Raw genomic sequence first — 19,809 nt, 5'->3', positions numbered from 1 at the left:
ATGCGGCTAAAGAAATTTAAATTTAAGCCTTTATCCCTGAGGGCACGCTTTTTGTGTGCGACCTCAGCGGTGATCCTCGCCCTAACGCTCTCCTATGGTATTGTCGCCATATTAGGCTATTTAATTAGTTTTGATAAAACGACCTATACCTTGTTACGTAGCCAAAGCAATCTTATTTATAGTTTAGTGCAGTGGCAAAATAACAAAATTGATATTCGCGTACCGCCTAACTTCACCTTAAATAATCCAACGTTAATCATAATATACAATGAAAACGGGCAGGTTCTATGGCGCCAACGGGAAATGCCTAACGTCGAAAACCTCATTCGCCGTGATTGGTTAAAAAAAGAAGGGTTGTATGAAATTGACACTGATATCGGTGAAACTCGCCTGTTGTTACAAAACAACCCTGAATTTAACAGTAAACTTGATGATATGAACCATAATGACGAGCCGCTAACCCACTCAGTGTCCGTCAATCAATATGGTGCGACAGAAAATCTCCCACCGCTGACTATTGTGGTCGTTGATACATTGCCTCAGGACTTACAAAAAACGGGGTTAGTCTGGGAATGGTTTGGCTATGTACTGCTTGCTAATCTTATTTTAGTGATCCCTCTACTTTGGCTCGCCGCTTATTGGAGCTTGCGCCCCATTAAATCGCTCGTTTCACAAATTAGTAGCCTAGAAAAAGGTGAACGCGAGATGTTGGATGAAAATCCACCTTATGAGTTGCGTGGCTTGGTTCGAAACTTAAATAATTTGCTGACTAACGAGCGTAAGCGTTATAGCAAATATCGCACCACGCTTTCTGATTTAACCCATAGCCTAAAAACCCCTCTTGCCGTTTTACAGTCCACTTTGCGCTCACTAAGAACAGGTAAACAGATGACGATTGAGCAAGCAGAGCCTGTGATGCTTGAGCAAATTGGTCGTATTTCTCAACAAGTGGGTTATTACTTGCATCGGGCTTCTGCTCAAGGTGACAATAACCTTATGTTGCGCGAGATATCCTCAGTTCCCTCTTTGCTCGATAGTCTTGCTAGCGCCTTACATAAGGTTTATCAAAATAAAGGTGTCTCGATTACCGTTGATATTTCGCCTGAAGTGACTTGGCTAGGCCAACCGAATGACTTTATGGAAGTGATGGGCAACATAATGGAAAACGCCTGTAAGTACTGCCTTGAGTTCGTCGAAGTGACCGCCCGTGTTGGGGATGACCATTTGGTGATCACTGTCGATGATGATGGCCCCGGTGTACCCGAAAGCCAACGTAACCTTATTTTTGCGCGGGGGCAACGTGTTGATACCTTAAGGCCCGGTCAAGGCCTTGGCTTATCTATCGCCGTTGAAATTATTGACCAATATGATGGCGATATTACGATCAGTGACAGCCCGCTCGGTGGTGCACGAGTGGAAGTAACTTTTCGTCGGCAAGAAGTGAATCAAGATAATTAATCTGTGATCATCGCGCTTGTTTAACCCCTGCTATGGCGGCAAATTCAGGTATACTATCAATAGATATGTTAACGCAGGACAATAAGATGGATTATAAACTGAATCTTGACTGGCAGAGTTTTCTAGATAGTCATTGGCAGAAACGCCCTTTACTCATTAAAAATGGTTTTACACGTTTTATTGATCCTATCTCGCCTGATGAACTCGCGGGACTGGCGATGGAAGATGAGGTTGACAGTCGTTTAGTCAGCCATAAAGAAGGGTTATGGGAAGTTGCTCATGGTCCTTTTGAAAGTTATGACCACTTAGGCGAAGATAATTGGTCTATCCTAGTACAAGCCGTTGACCATTGGCATCATCCCAGCGCGGCGTTGATGAAACCCTTTAGAGTCTTGTCTGACTGGCGAATGGATGACTTAATGATCTCCTACTCTGTTCCTGGCGGCGGTGTCGGCCCACATTTAGACCAATATGATGTTTTTATCATTCAAGGTGAAGGTCGTAGGCGTTGGCGCGTTGGTGAAAAAGTGCCGATGAAACAACACTGCCCTCACCCTGATCTTCTGCAAGTGCAACCATTCGATGCCATTATTGATGAAGAGATGGAGCCGGGGGATATTCTGTATATTCCACCTGGGTTCCCACATGAAGGTTACGCCATTGAGCCTTCTCTCAACTACTCTGTTGGCTTCCGTGCACCGAATACCCGTGAGCTTATTAGTAGCTTTGCGGATTATTTGATTTCCAATGATTTGGGGAGCTACCGCTATAGTGACCCTGACCTCTCATTCCGAGATAACCCAGCTGAAATCTTGCAGGGCGAACAAATCAAGTTACGTGAAATGATGGAGTCCATGCTCCACGACCCTGAGCTTTTCCGTAAATGGCTCGGTGAATTTATTTCACAATCACGCCATGAGCTAGACCTTGCACCGCCAGAGCCGCCTTATGAGCAAGATGAGGTGTACGATCTGCTTAAAACACAGCAAGAGACCTTGTATAAACTCAATGGCCTCAGGGCATTACGTGTCGGCGATCAATTCTTTGTTAATGGTGAATGCTTAGAAACGACTTGTTATGCTGCGGCAGATAGCCTATGCCGTTATGACGCGGTGAATACTCAGCAGCTTGGTGATGCAATTGATGACGTGAATTTCATTGCGTTAATGACTGCGCTCATCAATAGTGGTTATTGGTACTTTGATGACTAATCAATAATATCATTCTGCACCTTATGGTGAATTCATAAGGTGCAGACTCTTAGCCTACGCCTACGGTTTAATTGCGCGCACGTTCAGCCGTCAACTCAACAATACGCATTATCACGCTTACAGCCTGCTCCATACCCTCTTGGGTAATAAATTCATGCTTACTGTGAAAGTTATAGCCACCCGTAAAAATATTCGGGCAAGGTAGGCCTCGGTATGACAGTTGAGCGCCATCGGTTCCACCACGAATCGGCTTCACGATAGGTTCAATACCGCAATCTCTCATGGCTTGGTGAGCTATTTCAATAACATGTGGATGTTTCATTACCTCTTTATGCATATTGTAATAGCTATCATCGATAGTCAGTTCAATGTAGCAGCTTGGGTGTAATCCCTGCCCTACTTTTTCTGCAATACGGATAATATTTTTCTTACGCTCTTCAAATTTTTGGCTATCAAAGTCACGAATAATATAGTTCATTTCTGTTTTTTCAACTGTCCCCTTCATGGAGTTCAGGTGATAAAAACCTTCGTAACCATCGGTATTTTCCGGTGTTTCTTCTCTCGGTAATTCAGCGTGAATACGGTTTGCCAGTGTTAACGCATTCACCATCACCCCTTTTGCCGTACCTGGGTGTACATTATTACCCACGATTTTTATCGCTACATTCGCGGCATTAAAGTTTTCATACTCGAGTTCACCGACCGCCCCCCCATCAACGGTATAAGCCCAGCGTGCGTCAAAGACATTTAAATCAATATATTGAGCACCACGCCCTATCTCTTCATCAGGAGTAAAGGCAAGACAAATTTTACCATGTGGCACATTATTGGCCTTTAAACGCACAAATGCGGTTATTATCTCTGCTATACCTGCTTTATCATCCGCACCAAGTAAGGTTTTACCATCTGTCATGATCAATGTTTTGCCGATCATCTCATGCAATACAGGAAACATCACCGGAGATAGCACCTCATCACCAATGCCTAAAGCAATATCACCACCTCGATAATTTTCTAAAATCTGGGGGGAAACATGTTTACCAGAGCAATCTGGGGAAGTGTCTAAATGTGAAATAAAACCAATAGTAGGAACATCCCAATCAACATTCGCAGATAAACAAGCGGTCACACACCCCTGCTCTGAAAGAGCGACATCTTCAAAACCGAGCTCTCTTAGTTCCTTGACCAGTGCACGAGCAAATTTTAGCTGGCCTGTGCTACTAGGTATTGTTTTAGCATTTAATTTTGATTGTGTATCAAAAGCAGTATATTCAAAAAACCGCTCTAAAAGTTTGTCCATACGTAATTCCCCCAAGTATCAATAAGATTATTATGAGAAAGAACGTATGAACAATTCTTGTTTTAAATCACCTTTGGGGCTAATGGTGGCTTATTTCCGATAAAATAATACTGATAAGATAAATCGAGTACCACTTATTGATAAGTTTTGTCGCCTTATCAATATTTAATAAAATTTATCTTGTTATGGCTTATTGTTGATAAAGTTAGGTTTTATTTGCATTAGCTTCTACTTTCCATTGTGCCTTTTTGACATCAATAGCAACAGGTATTAAACGTATCTTCGCGAAGATATTCGCAATATTTTGTTGCTCTAAAAATGCACTATCACTCATACGAATAAAACCATAATTTGTGCGTTGTAACGCTTTTAACCATATTTTTTTATCGAGCCCCGTTGATGCAGACAAAATTGCAGCCGTTTCTTGCGGGTTGGCATTTGCCCACTCACTTTGCTGGCTCAATTGCGTAATAATCGCTTCAGCGTATTGTGGTTGTTTTTCAGCAAACTGCCGACTGGCAAGGAAAAACGTATAGTGAGAAGCTAAATTTTCCCCATTCACAATTTCACGTACAGGCAAGCTTGTTTCAACTTCTGCTAAAAAAGGGTCCCAAATCGCCCATGCATCGACAGCACCTTGTTCAAAAGCCACTCTGGCATCTGATGGTGGTAAATAAACTGGCGTTATTTCGTTATATTTCAATCCGGCTCGCTGTAAGGCAGCAACTAGCAAATAGTTAACATCGGAGCCTTTATTTAAGGCAACCCGCTTGCCTTTTAAATCACTTACGGATTGAATGGGCGAGTTTTTAGGTACGACAATCGCTTCTGATTGAGGGTTACTGGGGGAATGGCCTAAATATACAAAATCTGCTTGAGCCGCCTGAGCAAATATTGGTGGTGCATCCCCTGTTGCCGCAAGGTCAATACTGCCAATATTTAAGCCTTCTAGCATTTGAGGGCCTGCTGGAAACTCAATCCAGCGAACATTCACATTATATTCTTTAAATACCGGCTCTAGCGTTCCTCGATATTTAAGCAATGCTAAAATATTCGCTTTCTGATACCCAATATTAATCACTTTCGTTTCTGAATAAGCAAAACTGGTAAAGGTATACATAACCCACAATACCATCAATAAAATAAACTTTTTCACCAAGGCTCTCCTAACACGCTAAATAGTGTTGCATTGCCAACAATAATTATTGGCAAGAATCGAATAAAATAGTGAGGCTATTACCCTACACTGCCTGCTTTGGTCGCATGTGGATACCGATCGTTTCACCAAGTGACCTAACGTGTTGCGGTGATACCGCGGCCTCTTTATCCACTAACAGCGGCATCACTAATTCTGCAAATTGATGGGCTTCGTCTAAGTGTGGATACCCTGAAAAAATAAATTTGCTGATCCCAAGCGATTGGTACTCCCTGATACGTGCCGCAACTTGCAGAGGATCGCCCACTAAAGCTGTACCAGCCCCAGAACGCACCAAGCCAATCCCCGCCCATAAATTAGGGGCAATGAAAAGGTTATCTTTTGAACCGCTGTGCAATGATTGCATGCGTTTTTGGCCGGCGGAGTCCATCCGAGAAAAGACCGATTGTGCCTTGGCAATTGTTTCATCATCAATGTGTGAAATAAGGCGGTTGGCGGCATCAATGGCCTCTTGCTCCGTCTCTCGCACAATCACATGCAACCGAATACCAAATTCCACATAATTCCCTTTAGCTTGAGCATGTCTTTTCACCGCATTAATTTTCTCACTAACCTCCGCAAGTGGCTCTCCCCATGTTAAATAGGTATCAATCTGTTCAGCGGCAATCTCCATTGCTTCTGGTGATGACCCGCCAAAATAGAGAGGAGGCCCGTATGGTTGTGCCGGAGGAAATAGCAAACTGGCATCTTCGACCTGTATATGTTCACCCTGATAATCAACCGCTTCCCCTCTCATAAGGCGTCTGTATATATCAAGGAACTCTTTAGTTACTTTATATCTGTCACTGTGATTTAAAAAAATACCATCGCCTCTGTTTTCAACAGGATCACCACCTGTCACCACATTGATTAACACACGACCATCAGAGAGCCTATCCAATGTTGATGTCATTCGAGCCGCCAATGTCGGTGACTGTAAGCCGGGTCTCACCGCGACTAAAAAGCGTAATTTTTGTGTGACTGAGAGTAAGGATGCCGCCGTTATCCACGGATCCTCACAACTTTTTCCTGTCGGGATCAGGACACCATGAAAACCAAGGCTATCGGCTGCAATCGCAATCTGCTGTAAATATTGGAGTGTGACTGCTCGACCGCCTTTTTGAGTTCCTAAATAACGCCCTTCCCCTTGCGTTGGTAAAAACCAAAACAATTGCAGTTTTTGTTGTATCGTCATCTTGAGATTCCTTATTTTCAGTGATCAAGCAAACTTTCGCTCAGTCAACGCATTGAGTACTTGTGATTCCAAATCAATTAAAAAGGCATTGGTTAAGTTTCTGGGGTAGTTTTCGTTGATATTAATATCCAGATGCAGCATCCCTTCCTTTAGCATCAATACTCGCTCCGAGGTCCATACTGCTTCATGAATATCATGCGTGACCAAAACCACCGTAAATTGATACTGGTGCCATAATTTGATCAGCAGTTGTTGCATTTCCATACGTGTTAAGGCGTCCAATGCCCCAAAAGGCTCGTCGAGTAGTAACAAACGAGGCTGATGGATTAATGCTCTCGCTAAAGCGACTCGTTGTTTTTGTCCTCCTGAAAGTTCTTCTGGCCATTCACCCGCCTTGTCTGACAGACCCACGGAGGCTAGCACCTTAAGTGCCTCATTGTGCGACGTTCTATTTAACCCGAGCGCCACATTTTCAATCACCGTTTTCCAAGGTAAGAGCCGAGGCTCCTGAAACATGATGCGAATATCCCCATGAAAATTGGATAAAGGCTGTTTTGCCACGGTGATCTCCCCTGATGTTGGCGAATCTAAATTAGCCAACAAACGTAATAAGGTACTTTTTCCGCAACCACTGTGCCCCACGATGGTCACGAATTGCCCAGCGGGGATAGCAAAATTGAGTGACCGTAAGACGTTATTTCCCCTAAAGCCTTTTATCACGCCCTCTAATTGAATTGGGATCCCCGTATTGGCTGCAAAACATTGTGTTTTCGTTATCATGCTGTGACCTCTTTTTTATGCCATTTGGGATGCCATTGAAGTAGAACCCTTTCGAGTAAATAGGTGAGTGTATCGGCTGTTTTTCCTAATAAGGCGTAAATAATTAAGGTGAAAACCACGATATCCGTTCTTAAAAACTCGCGAGCGTTCATCGCTAAGTAGCCGATCCCCGCATTAGCCGAAATCGTCTCTGCAACAATTAATGTCAGCCACATCAAGCCCAATGAAAAACGTACCCCTACAAATATTGCAGGTAGTGCTCCCGGGAAAATAACATGGCGAAATAGGCTATAACCGTGTAAACCATAGCTTTTTGCCATTTCAATTAATTTATGGTCGAGATGTTTAATACCATGCAACGTATTCAAATAAATTGGGAAAAAAGTTCCTAGTGCGACAAGAAATATTTTTGCCGATTCATCAATACCAAACCAAAGGATCACCAAGGGAATTAGTGCTAAATGGGGCACATTACGGATCATTTGAATGGAACTATCTAATAAGAGTTCACCTAATCGAGAAAGTCCTGTTATTAATCCCAAGATTAATCCGATTGAGCTGCCAATAATAAATCCAATGCCCGCACGTAATGCACTAATTCCTAAGTTCTCCCAAAGTTCACCATTTTTTATAAGATTCCACCCCGCACTAAAAACTTGTAGAGGCTCAGGTAATATTCGGCTCGAAAGCCAACCTGTACTGACTGAAAATTGCCAAACGATTAATAAACTCAGTGGCACTAACCAACTCAAAATAACAATACGTGAGTAGCCCATACTTAAAGCCTCATTTCATTGATTAATGGTAATTGAGTCTGATAGTTAATATGCTGAAAATAATTTTTATTCAACGTGTGATAAAAAGCCTGTAAATTACTATTTAGTCGCTCAATTATTTCTTGGGAAATAAGATATTGATGCGTATTTTCTGAATACTGAAAATGCTGGTCACTGGTATAGATGCCACTAATAATCTCTTCTGCTTTCAATGCGGTAAGTAATGGTTTAAAGGCATAATCTAATGCTAGCTGATGATGTTCACTCCCCCCTGTCATGATGGGTAATACTGTTTTATGTAATAAAGAGCGTTGAGGTAATAGGTCTATCACGGCTTTAAGTACGCCGCTGTATGAGGATTGGTAAACCGGCGACGCAATAATAATACCGTCAGCTTCTTTGACTTGTTGGATAAATTTTTGAATTTGTGCATGTTGATATTTACCCTGTAACAGCACACTCGCATCAAATTCATTCACACTTATCCGTTGAATTATCAAATTAAACTGACTCAGCCATTGTTGAGCATAATCAAGCAATGCTGATGAACGCGACTTTAGCGCGGGGCTACCTGAAATGATTAAGACATTCATATTTATCTCGCATTAAGAACTAACCGTCCTTAATCTTTATCGAGTTACTCTGATAAACAGAAATAATTATTTGTTCTTAGTCAGAACATATTTATCATAAGCATATTTATTTATATCTAATAACAAATAATAAATTCCATAAAATAAATCGCCTAACCCTATTTTTGATAGCAGCATTCAACAAAATAAAACTATTCTTATACTTATTATTATCCAGTTATCAGGGGGTTATTATTTTTTAGTCAACTGTTTAACTTTGCCTATTATTTATTTTAGCCATCGCTGAATTAAAGCTTATACTTCCCAATAGCATTATTTTTATTCCTCTATTATTATCTATGCAAAGCAAACCATCGCGACGGTATCTATTTCATTCAGCTTAAAATAAAGAGAATATCGATGACAAAAAAATTTTTAGTTTATGGTGTCAGTAAAGGGTTGGGAAAAGCATTAATTGAAGGTATTCCTACCGCACAAGATACTATTTATGGCGTTTCTCGCTCTATGCCTTCTTTCTCCAATAACAATTTTCATTGGATCCAAGCTGATTTATCGGAAACGAATTCTGTACAAACCGTAAAGAGCACCCTGCAAGATAGCCCGATTGACTGCCTAATTTATAATGTCGGCATTTGGGAAAAATATGCGTTCACCGACGATTATCGATTTGAATCAACGGATGATGTTGAACTGCTCACGATGATCCAAACCAATATCAGTGCCTGTATCTTGCACCTCAAGGCAATGTTGCCTAATTTACGACTTGGCCAAAATAGCAAAATCATCTTAATTGGCTCAACGTGGGGATTAGATAACCATAACGGTCATGAAGTGGCTTTTTCTGCCTCAAAGTATGCACTACGCGGTATTGTTCACTCGCTAAGGGAGACATTACGCCAAGATAAAATAGCTATTTCTGTGATTAATCTCGGTTATTTAGCAACGGAATACCCCCTATCAGTGCCTATCGATGACGTTATTTCACGCACTGAAGGTGCATTAATCCCCTTGCAAGACGTCCTTAATGCCGTCAAGTTTATTTTAAGTACGAGTAACGCAACTTGTGTAAAAGAGATTACGATGCCTGCTATGTTAGATGAAAACGTCTAACATCACGCCATGCAAGAAAGTGATATGATGAAGGGGTTTTACCCCCCTTCATTAAATCGCGTGTTAAATCTTGCTTTCACTCGCCATCGTCAGTTCGGCAATAAGATGCTTCACATAATCAACCACGACCTCACTAGCCAAACCATAATGTTTTTCTTCAAATTCACTCTCAACCTGACTTGGCTCTAAATTTAGCTCGACAGTATGTGCACCATTTAGCCTTGCCTCATGCACAAAACCTGCCGCAGGATAGACGTGACCAGACGTGCCAATTGCGATAAAGAGTGTCGCATTCTCAATAGCCTGATAAATTTCATCCATACCTAATGGCATCTCACCAAACCAAACTATATGCGGCCTTAGCGGTTGAGGAAATTGGCAACAATGGCAGCGTTCATCTGTGGATAAATCCCCTTTCCACTCTAATACCTGATTTGACCAACTACACCGGACTTTTAATAACTCACCGTGCATATGAATAATACGCTTACTACCCGCACGCTCATGTAAGTTGTCGATATTTTGAGTCACTAGCAGAAAATTATCCCCTAACAAATCTTCTAATTGCGCTAAAGCATAATGTGCAGGGTTTGGTTTAATATTCTCTTGTTGAAGTTGGCGGCGGCGTTCATTATAAAAACGCTGCACTAATTGTGGGTCACGAGCAAACCCTTCCGGTGTTGCCACATCTTCAACGCGGTGTTCTTCCCATAAACCATCCGAAGAACGAAAAGTTTGAATGCCTGATTCAGCAGAAATACCCGCCCCAGTTAGTACGACGACTTTCACATTTTTCATATTGGTTATTCTATTTTCACTGTAAAAAAAACGATCGCGAGCTCGTTGACGACGTAACATTTTAATTTTTTTAAGTTTCTTTAGCCTATGACGAAATCGCAACATCAATAAATACCTTTTTCTTCCATGTTGTTATCGCCGCGAGTTTTATACCTTACTCGCAATGATCATAATCGTTACCCAAACCTAATTCGAATGTCAGTATAACGCAACAAATAACAAAAGGAATTGTGAGGCTAAATGTTTATCTATCACTTATCTTAAACGCCACTAAGCCATAATAATACGTTTTTCTCAGTGATTATATCTTCATAACCAAACTAAATATCGCAGTCTGAATTTAGACTCGCTAAAATAGACGAGTTTACTTTTAACACGATTAATTCATCACACAGTAAAAGGTTTATATGGAAAAATTGTTTGAAAAGACGCTGTATGCATCACGTTGGTTACTTGCCCCTATCTACTTTGGCCTATCACTGACTCTATTTGCATTAACGATTAAGTTCTTTCAAGAACTATGGCATGTGATCCCCAATATTTTCTCAATCCCTGAGGCAGATTTAATTCTGATACTATTATCATTAATTGATATGGCGTTAGTCGGTGGTTTACTCGTAATGGTGATGTTTTCAGGCTATGAGAACTTTGTTTCCCAGCTCAATATCCCTGAGAATAGCGAAAAATTGGGTTGGTTAGGTAAGATGGATGCAACCTCATTAAAAAATAAAGTAGCTGCTTCTATCGTAGCCATTTCATCAATCCATTTGTTAAAAGTTTTTATGAACTCACAGAATATCCCTGATAACAAATTAATGTGGTATGTCATTATCCATTTAACATTTGTTTTATCCGCATTTGTGATGGGTTACCTTGATCAATCTATTATGAAAAAAAGCAAATAGCACATCTAAATCGGAGGGAAAGACTATTTTTCCCTCTTTTTATAAGTTGTACTCTTTCGCATTTAAATACCTGCATTGTTCCACAGCTTAGAAGAAAATACCTTGCCCCATAAATAAAACTAGGAATTACCATGAGTGAACATTTTGTTGGTCAATATGAAGCCGAAATTAAATTTAGATTGCCTGACCCAAACCGTTTTTTACAACGGATCATGGCTGATGGCGCTGAAGTCTTTACGGAAAATAATACGGAAAAAGATGACTTTTTTGATATGCCTGATGGTCAGCTTGCGCAGCAAGGAATAAGTCTGTCAGTCCGTGAAATGTTCCCTTCAGGCATTAAATTATGGATAGTCAAAGGCCCTGGCAGTTCAGAATGTAAAGCGATTAATATTGAAGATTGTGCTCACGTCAAAAATATGCTGACAACACTTGGCTATCAATGCTATTTCGCCACCAGCAAACAACGTAGCATCTATTTTCTTGGCGATGTACATATCACTATTGATTATTTAGAGGGTATTGGCTGGTTTGCTGAATTTGCCATAATGACAGACACGCTTTCACTGCTCCCTCAGCTCACACAGCAGTTGATGTCTCTCGCTCAGCAATATGATTTCAATGACACATTGATAGAAACGCGCAGTTATAAGCAGATACAACTTGCGCGTCGCAATGGGGAGCAATAAAACAAGCTGGGTAACGATAGGCTACCCAGTTAGTCATCATTGACCACTCAGGATACGAGCTGGGTCAAGTTTACTTGCTCGGCGTGCAGGATACCAACTTGCCAACAAACTTAATACCACCGTTGTCAGCAACACATACACCACATCTAATAGGTGCAATTGAGAAGGAAGGAAGTCGATAAAATAGACATCGCCAGACAAGATAGGATGCCCGATAACATACTCAAGTCCTTTGATTATGGTGGTTAAATTTAATGAAACAACCACGCCAAGTATTGCCCCTATTAAGGAGCCAACGAGTCCACTTAGCAAACCATACCACAAAAAAATCGCCCGAATTTGCCTGTCTTTAGCACCAAGTGTCCGCAATACAGCAATATCACTACTCTTATCTTTGACCGCCATGACCAACGTAGACACGATATTAAAACAAGCAACCCCTATCACGAGGATCATAGCCAAGTACATGATACTACGTACCATCTGAATATCGTTATACATATAGCCGTAGTCGCCAATCCAACTTTTCACAACCACATGATGCATGGTTTTCAGGCCCGCGTCATAAACAACTTTATCCGCATTAAATGGATTATCGGCTTTTATTTCAAACCCTGTAATGCCATCACCATAGCCTAAATACGCTTGCGCATCGGCAATAGGGATCAGCGCTAATTGGTGATCTAATAGCCCACTTAAACGAAAAACACCTGAAACTTGAACACGGATCCGTTTAGGTTGTTGGATTTTTAAACTCGCATCTGTATTGGGGATCATGATGGTTACCCAATCCCCAACTTTAACATTCAGTGAGTCAGCAACACCTTGCCCTAAAATAATCGATTGTTTCCCTGCTTTAAAATCTTTCCACGCATCATCGAGTACAAATTTAGGTAATGCACTGACTTCTGACTCGGTTTTCGGCGAAACCCCCATAACCTGTATTGCTTTGAGATTAGCTCCGCGCTCCAGCAAGCCAGTAAACCCAACATACGGACTCACTGCTTTAACCCCGGGAGTATTGCGGATCACATTCTCAGCATATTGCCAATCTTGATATGGGGCTTTCACCGCATAGATTTGCCCATGTGGCACCACCGATAAAACGCGATTTTCAAGTTCGCGCTCAAACCCATTCATGGCGCTCAAACCTATAATCAAGACGGCCACACCTAAAACAATACCAAGTGTTGAAACGATAGAAACCAGTGATACCATCCCTGTACGGCGGCGACCACGGCTAAACCGTAACGCTGTAAGTAAAGTCAGCGGTAATCCAGACATTACACTGCCCCCAGTGTGATATCTTGTTGAAGGTGCCCGTCACGCATCTCAAGTTGGCGCGATAAACGATGCGCTAGCTTCATATCATGAGTCACCACCAAGAATGCGGTGCCTTGGGTTTTATTTAACTCACCGAGTAACTCAAAAATCGCATCTGCATTACGTAAATCAAGGTTCCCTGTTGGCTCATCCGCAAGTACCAATGCAGGCTGATTAACTAATGCTCGAGCAATCGCCACACGCTGCCGCTCACCACCAGAAAGCTCGGATGGCCTATGCCCTGAACGGTGGGCTAAGCCAACCGCATCCAGCATTTTAGTCGCTCTATCAAAGGCTTCTGATTTATTCATACCACCAATCAGTAATGGCATAGCCACATTTTCTAATGCCGTGAAATCGGGTAATAAGTGGTGAAACTGATAAATAAACCCCAAATCTTTGTTACGGATGGCGGCACGCTGATCCGATGAGAGGCGGTTAATATGTTGCCCCCGAAAAATCACCTCGCCTTCAGACGGGGTGTCAAGGCCACCTAATAGGTGCAGTAAGGTACTTTTCCCGGAGCCTGAACTACCAACAATTGCCATCATTTCGCTTTCATTAATCGAAAAACAGACATCTTTTAATACTTGCGTCGACAATGCGCCTTCCTGATAGACCTTGCTTAAATGTTCACAGATAAGAAGTGGTTGTTTATTCATAACGTAACGCCTCAGCAGGTTGCACAGCCGCCGCACGCCAAGAAGGATAAAGCGTCGCAAGCAGCGAAATGAGCATTGCGGATACCGCAATAATTAAAATACCATAAAAATCAAGTACAATGGGTAAGTGAACCCCTTTTGGCAACATGCCAAATAGCGGCATCAAGAAATTCAATTGGCTGGAAATTAACATACCAAGCAGTGAGCCTATTAATGCGCCGATGATCCCCGCACCTGCCCCTTGGATCATAAAAATCGCCAAAATGCGCCCACGCTTTAAACCTAACGTTTTTAAAATGGCCACCTCAGCTTGCTTTTCCATAACTAATAAAGAGAGTGAAGTAATAATATTGAAAGCCGCGACAGCAATGATGAGGCTGAGCAACAGACCCATCATATTTTTTTCCATTTTGACCGCTTGAAAAAACTCACCTTTGCGTTCACGCCAATCGGTCCAAATCAGTCCGTCAGGTAAATTTTGTTGGCTCAACGTATCGACCTTTAACGGTTCATTCAGAAATAACCGCCAGCCTGTAATATGCCCTGCGGGATAGCGCATCATCCTAGCAGCATCATTTTGCGCAACAATCAGTTCGCTGGCATCGGCCTCACCATTGGTTTGGAACACCCCTGCCACCGTGAATAAACGTTGGCTCGGAATACGCCCCATTGGCGTAAGCTGACTGACTCCGGGGATAATCAAACGAACTTCATCGCCGCGCTTTAAGCCTAAATTTTCCGCCAGCTTACTCCCCAAGAAGACACGATATTGCCCCTCGACTAATTCTGAGCGCTGCCCGTCAATCAAGTTATCTAATAGTGGTGATCGTTCGTCAGAAGTGATGCCAAGCATCATGCCTACCCCGACATTCGAGCGGCTTTGCAAAACAACATCCGACTGCACAAGCGGTGCAATATGAGAAACACCTTGCAGGCCCTGTAGATCTGCAATGGGGTATTTTTGTGGGTCAATATGCCCCGTTGCCGACGTTAAAACGGCCTGCGGCATATAAGAGAGTATGCTATCTTGTAACGATCGTTCGAATCCATTCATGACGGAGGTCACGGTGATCAATGCCGCAACCCCTAGCGTGATACCAATGGCTGATAAACTGGATACAAAACGGCCGAATTTGTCGACAGCTCGTCCGCGCATGTAACGCAGACCTATAAATATTGAGACAGATTGAGACATGAAATCTGTAACGCCCCTGTTGCCAAAGCGAAGTGTTCAGCGATAATAAAGGGTACGAATGATGAATGGAACCACCCGGCCCCGGTTTTGTGGATTTTTTTCTTATTGGCACGGCCTGTTTGTCTTACTTTCAGACAATTGTACGGGGTAAAACAGGTCGTTTAGCCATTATGCTTTGAGAAACCGAATATTTTTATGTCTTCAAAATTTCGTTATGAACTTCCTACACGCGGTGGTGATGTCCGTCATCTTGGATGCTTGATTGGGGCCGCGGGTGCACTTGAATGTGCAGAGATGATAGAGCGTCATCAAGGGCCTGTGGTCATTATCACAAGAGACATGCAAAACACCTTACGTCTCCGCGATGAAATTCAACAGTTTACGCAACTGCCAATTGAAACATTGTCCGACTGGGAAACCTTGCCTTACGATAACTTTTCACCACATCAAGAAATTATCTCACACCGTTTATCAACACTGTATCGCTTACCTACTATGCAAAAAGGGGTTTTGATCCTTCCGGTCAACACCTTAATGCAGAAGGTTTGCCCATCTGAATTTCTGGCTAGCCATGCACTCGTGATGGCTAAAGGTGACAAACTTTCGCGCGATAACTTGCGCGACGAGCTAGATAAGGCAGGCTATCGCCATGTTGAACAAGTTTTGGAACACGGGGAATACGCTACACGTGGCGCATTATTAGACCTGTACCCAATGGGGAGCGCACTCCCTTACCGAATTGATTTCTTTGATGACGAAATTGATAGTCTGCGTACCTTTGATGTCGATAGCCAAAGAACGCTTGAAGAAGTTGAGAGCATCAACCTGTTGCCTGCACACGAGTTTCCAACAGACAAAGATGCCATCGAACGCTTCCGTAGCCAGTGGCGTGAACGATTCGAAGTCAGGCGCGACCCTGAACATATCTATCAACAAGTCAGCAAAAAAACACTTCCCACAGGGATTGAATACTGGCAACCGCTCTTTTTTAGTCAACCTTTGCCATCGCTATTTGACTATCTACCAACAAATACGCTGTTTATCTCACAGCATTATCAAGAAGCTGCCGAACGTTTCCAAAGTGATACCCAACAACGTTTCGAAAGCCGCGGTGTTGACCCGATGCGCCCCTTGTTGCCACCGACAGATTTATGGCTGACCGTCGAGCAACTCAATCAGGCATTAAAAAAATGGCCGCGAGTACAGCTATCTGTTGAAAAATTAGCCGATAAGGCAGCTAACACTAATTTAGATTACCTACCGTTGCCAGATATCGGTACACAAGGGCAAAGTAAACAGCCGCTTGAAAAATTGCGTCAATTTGTTGAACATTTTGATGGCACCGTCATTTTCTCTGTTGAAAGTGAAGGCCGGCGCGAGACAGTCACTGAATTACTGGGAAGGATCAAAATTCGCCCTGAGACTATTAGTCACTACTCCAGCCCAGTAAGCAACCGTTTTGCCATCATGATCGGGGCTGCTGAACACGGTTTTATTCAATCAGTACAACACCGTGCGTTGATATGTGAAAGTGATTTATTAGGGGAACGTGTTGTTCGTCGCCGCACAGATAACCGCCGAACCATCAATACTGATACGCTGATCCGTAACTTAGCCGAACTACGTCCTGGGCAGCCAGTTGTTCATATTGAGCACGGAGTGGGTCGTTACCAAGGGCTAACAACACTTGAAGCAGGTGGAATTAAAGCGGAATATTTGATCTTGACCTATGCGGGTAACGACAAGCTATATGTTCCTGTCTCATCCTTGCATCTTATCAGCCGTTACTCCGGTGGTGCAGATGAAAATGCCCCGCTACACCGCCTTGGTAGCGATAGTTGGGGGAAAGCGCGACATAAAGCCGCAGAAAAAGTCCGTGATGTCGCGGCTGAACTACTTGATATCTATGCTCAGCGAGCCGCCAAACCCGGCTTTGCCTTTAAACATGACAAAGAGCAGTACCAAGAGTTTTGTCAAGGCTTCCCTTTTGAAACGACCCCCGATCAAGAGCAGGCAATTAATGCCGTGCTTAGCGATATGTGTCAACCTATCGCAATGGATCGCCTTGTGTGCGGTGATGTCGGTTTCGGTAAAACCGAAGTCGCTATGAGAGCAGCTTTCTTAGCCATCAATAATAATAAACAGGTTGCGGTGCTTGTGCCTACCACTTTGCTGGCTCAACAACATTTCGATAATTTCCGTGACCGTTTCGCAAATTGGCCGGTAAGAATTGAAATGCTCTCTCGTTTCAAAACCGCCAAAGAGCAGCAACAGATACTCGAAGAAACCGCTCAAGGGAAAGTCGATATTTTGATTGGTACCCACAAGTTACTGCAAAGTGACTTAGTGTGGCATGACTTAGGGTTGCTCGTGGTCGATGAAGAGCACCGTTTTGGTGTCCGTCATAAAGAGCGTATTAAGGCTATGCGTGCGGATGTGGATATTTTAACGCTCACCGCAACCCCTATCCCTCGTACACTCAATATGGCCATGAGTGGCATGCGGGATCTGTCGATTATCGCAACGCCTCCTGCTCGCCGTTTAGCCGTGAAAACCTTTGTACGCCAATATGATGACCTTGTGGTTCGTGAAGCCATTTTGCGTGAAACATTACGTGGAGGCCAAGTTTATTATCTCTACAACGATGTTGAAAATATTGAAAAAGCCAAAAAACGTCTGGAAGAATTAGTGCCAGAAGCGCGCTTTGTGGTCGGTCATGGGCAAATGCGTGAGCGCGAACTGGAGCGTGTGATGACCGATTTCCACCATCAACGCTTCAATGTCCTGATTTGTACGACCATCATTGAAACGGGTATCGATATTCCAACAGCGAATACCATCATTATTGAACGTGCAGACCATTTTGGCTTAGCGCAGCTACACCAGCTACGAGGTCGTGTAGGCCGCTCTCATCATCAAGCCTATGCCTATTTATTAACGCCACATCCAAAAGCGATGACTGCTGACGCACATAAACGTTTAGAAGCTATCTCTTCCCTTGAAGATCTTGGTGCGGGATTTGCCCTTGCCACTCATGATTTGGAAATTCGGGGTGCAGGAGAATTGCTCGGTGAAGATCAAAGCGGGCAGATGACGACGATCGGATTTACGCTGTATATGGAGTTACTGGAAAGCGCGGTAGAGGCATTAAAAGATGGGCGTGAGCCTTCATTAGAGGACTTAGTTAATCAGCAAACAGAAGTTGAACTGCGCATGCCCGTGCTGCTTCCCGACGATTACATTCATGATGTTAATATTCGTTTATCGTTCTATAAGCGTATCGCCAGTGCTCATAATGAAGATGAGTTAAATGATCTTCGTACTGAGCTGGTTGACCGTTTTGGCACATTACCCGATGCTGGACGTTTCTTACTTGCCAGCGCCGCTATCAGGCTCGAAGCGGAAAAATTAGGTATCAAGCGAATTGAAGCTCATGAGCAAGGTGGATTTATTGAATTTGGTGAAAAACATAAAGTCTCGCCAAACTTCTTAATCAGTCTATTACAAAATCAACCGAAAACCTTCCGCCTCGATGGTCCTGTAAGGTTGAAATTTGTGCATGACCTCAGCGAGCGCGTGACACGCATTGAGTTTATCAAACAGTTGTTGCGTGACTGTGCGGATAACTTACTAGAAGCATAATTTATGATGCGTTAGAACAAATGAAAAGCCCCAGCCACATAATGATGTTACTGGGGCTTTTCCGCTCATTTTTATTCAAAATAAGCGTAGGTGTTTTTTCCCGCATAAATCTCTACGGCATTATTCATATTCAGCGAGTTTCGGCTAGCTTCATCAAGTTTGACGCAATAAAACGGCACTAATGCATCAGTCTGGTTACGTGCCGCTTTACAAAGTTGACTACTAGAGGTACTTAAATCTAATCGCCCATTTTCATCAAGGGGGATAAATAGCCCTGGATCATAAACGGTGCGTACTTTGCCTAGGGTATTACCAATACGGTATACCACATCATAACCCACAATAATTTGTTCTACTTTTTCTGTTACTATGCATTTACGATTGTCACGTTCAAGTAGTGATGATAAGGAGTCCTTTTGGAGTGCCTCAATCATAAATACCATCTTACATTCACTTTGAGCTGGGTGATAGCGCGATAGATATTCCTGATTAAATCCATCAAATATCCCCATAACTGAACAATTCTCCTGTTCAATCAGCCGATGCGATTTTATTGGCTCTATCGAAATTACCGTCGCCAACCGACTTTCATCCTTGGAGAAACGCAGCGAAGTTATTGATACAATAATAATAAGGCAAATAACTATTGCTGCTAATAACACCTTATATGTTAGCTTCATAGGCTGCCCTTATTAATGACAATGTTAGTGAATAGTCCCATTGTAACTTTTCGCTTTAATAATTCGATAGTTACTGGCAAAACAATCAAAAGATTTAGAGTTTTCTTAATCAAGAACAAGTCAATAAAAATTTAACTTACTCCTGTTGGTTGTTAAGTCAATAAATTAAATTTTAATCTATTTTCACATATTGATTACGATCAATTTTTGGTAATTATAATTATAAAAAAGTCTTTTTTACACTTATTTTAAGTAATAACACGAAGATGTCTTTTTATTAATTTCTATCAATTTTCC

The 19,809-nt window shown here is 42.5% G+C and carries 17 protein-coding genes; 6 read left to right on the top strand and 11 right to left on the bottom strand.

What is annotated here, in order from left to right:
• Entirely contained in the window at positions 1–1,458 is a 1,458-nt protein-coding gene (gene phoQ, locus PSF11_RS05280; protein ID WP_169342236.1) for a two-component system sensor histidine kinase PhoQ, read from the top strand.
• A gap of 86 nt (positions 1,459–1,544) precedes the next feature.
• Entirely contained in the window at positions 1,545–2,669 is a 1,125-nt protein-coding gene (locus PSF11_RS05275; protein ID WP_072502357.1) for a ribosomal protein uL16 3-hydroxylase, read from the top strand.
• A gap of 67 nt (positions 2,670–2,736) precedes the next feature.
• On the opposite strand, the gene pepT is transcribed toward PSF11_RS05275, so the two are convergent.
• The 6 genes from pepT to ssuE form a co-directional block, all read right to left on the bottom strand.
• A complete protein-coding gene (gene pepT, locus PSF11_RS05270) occupies positions 2,737–3,969 on the bottom strand; it encodes a peptidase T (protein ID WP_004920791.1) in 1,233 nt (410 codons plus the stop codon).
• 205 nt (positions 3,970–4,174) lie between these two features.
• Positions 4,175–5,104 carry a sulfonate ABC transporter substrate-binding protein gene (locus PSF11_RS05265; protein WP_105874338.1) on the bottom strand — a complete coding sequence of 310 codons (930 nt, stop codon included), beginning with the start codon at positions 5,102–5,104 and terminating at the stop codon, positions 4,175–4,177.
• A gap of 106 nt (positions 5,105–5,210) precedes the next feature.
• A complete protein-coding gene (gene ssuD, locus PSF11_RS05260; RefSeq protein WP_072502359.1) occupies positions 5,211–6,359 on the bottom strand; it encodes an FMNH2-dependent alkanesulfonate monooxygenase in 1,149 nt (382 codons plus the stop codon).
• A 24-nt stretch (positions 6,360–6,383) separates the two neighbouring features.
• Positions 6,384–7,139 carry an ATP-binding cassette domain-containing protein gene (locus PSF11_RS05255; protein ID WP_004920797.1) on the bottom strand — a complete coding sequence of 252 codons (756 nt, stop codon included), beginning with the start codon at positions 7,137–7,139 and terminating at the stop codon, positions 6,384–6,386.
• The gene (gene ssuC, locus PSF11_RS05250; protein WP_004920799.1) at positions 7,136–7,915 is read right to left on the bottom strand and encodes an aliphatic sulfonate ABC transporter permease SsuC; all 780 of its coding nucleotides are present in this window, start codon (positions 7,913–7,915) and stop codon (positions 7,136–7,138) included. Before ssuC ends, PSF11_RS05255 begins: the two co-directional genes overlap by 4 nt.
• Positions 7,916–7,917: 2 nt before the next feature.
• Positions 7,918–8,508: an NADPH-dependent FMN reductase gene (gene ssuE, locus PSF11_RS05245; RefSeq protein WP_004920800.1), complete on the bottom strand. Its 591-nt coding sequence runs from the start codon at positions 8,506–8,508 to the stop codon at positions 7,918–7,920.
• Between the two features lie 399 nt (positions 8,509–8,907).
• On the opposite strand from ssuE, the gene PSF11_RS05240 reads away from it, so the two are divergent.
• Entirely contained in the window at positions 8,908–9,618 is a 711-nt protein-coding gene (locus PSF11_RS05240) for an SDR family oxidoreductase (RefSeq protein WP_072502360.1), read from the top strand.
• A 63-nt stretch (positions 9,619–9,681) separates the two neighbouring features.
• On the opposite strand, the gene cobB is transcribed toward PSF11_RS05240, so the two are convergent.
• On the bottom strand, positions 9,682–10,518 hold the full coding sequence (gene cobB, locus PSF11_RS05235; RefSeq protein WP_014656156.1) for a Sir2 family NAD+-dependent deacetylase: 837 nt from the start codon (positions 10,516–10,518) through the stop codon (positions 9,682–9,684).
• Between the two features lie 305 nt (positions 10,519–10,823).
• Here cobB and PSF11_RS05230 point away from each other — a divergent pair, with 305 nt between their 5' ends.
• Both PSF11_RS05230 and PSF11_RS05225 read left to right on the top strand, forming a co-directional pair.
• Positions 10,824–11,321, top strand: a complete 498-nt coding sequence (locus tag PSF11_RS05230; RefSeq protein ID WP_004920804.1) for a TIGR00645 family protein — start codon at positions 10,824–10,826, stop codon at positions 11,319–11,321.
• Positions 11,322–11,452: 131 nt separating this feature from the next.
• Positions 11,453–12,010, top strand: coding sequence for a class IV adenylate cyclase (locus PSF11_RS05225; protein WP_036940758.1), 558 nt, complete (start codon positions 11,453–11,455; stop codon positions 12,008–12,010).
• A gap of 36 nt (positions 12,011–12,046) precedes the next feature.
• Here PSF11_RS05225 and lolE read toward each other — a convergent pair whose 3' ends face one another.
• Genes lolE through lolC form a run of 3 tightly spaced genes read right to left on the bottom strand, consistent with a single transcriptional unit; the run spans position 12,047 to position 15,190 of the window.
• Positions 12,047–13,294, bottom strand: coding sequence for a lipoprotein-releasing ABC transporter permease subunit LolE (gene lolE, locus PSF11_RS05220; RefSeq protein ID WP_014656158.1), 1,248 nt, complete (start codon positions 13,292–13,294; stop codon positions 12,047–12,049).
• A complete protein-coding gene (gene lolD, locus PSF11_RS05215; RefSeq protein WP_004920807.1) occupies positions 13,294–13,995 on the bottom strand; it encodes a lipoprotein-releasing ABC transporter ATP-binding protein LolD in 702 nt (233 codons plus the stop codon). The genes lolE and lolD overlap by 1 nt, the downstream gene beginning before the upstream one ends.
• The gene (lolC, locus tag PSF11_RS05210; protein WP_072502361.1) at positions 13,988–15,190 is read right to left on the bottom strand and encodes a lipoprotein-releasing ABC transporter permease subunit LolC; all 1,203 of its coding nucleotides are present in this window, start codon (positions 15,188–15,190) and stop codon (positions 13,988–13,990) included. Before lolC ends, lolD begins: the two co-directional genes overlap by 8 nt.
• 195 nt (positions 15,191–15,385) lie before the next feature.
• On the opposite strand from lolC, the gene mfd reads away from it, so the two are divergent.
• Positions 15,386–18,832, top strand: a complete 3,447-nt coding sequence (mfd, locus tag PSF11_RS05205; RefSeq protein ID WP_004920809.1) for a transcription-repair coupling factor — start codon at positions 15,386–15,388, stop codon at positions 18,830–18,832.
• 71 nt (positions 18,833–18,903) lie between these two features.
• Here the strand turns inward: mfd and umoD are convergent, their stop codons facing one another.
• Positions 18,904–19,512, bottom strand: a complete 609-nt coding sequence (gene umoD / locus PSF11_RS05200) for a UmoD family flagellar biogenesis regulator (RefSeq protein WP_004920810.1) — start codon at positions 19,510–19,512, stop codon at positions 18,904–18,906.
• Positions 19,513–19,809 lie beyond the last annotated feature (297 nt).

It is taken from the genome of Providencia sp. PROV119 (genome assembly GCF_028482435.1).
GTDB classification, from domain to species: domain Bacteria; phylum Pseudomonadota; class Gammaproteobacteria; order Enterobacterales; family Enterobacteriaceae; genus Providencia; species Providencia stuartii.
Note: the sequence above shows the minus strand (reverse complement) of the source record. Positions and strands in the feature narration are given on the sequence as shown.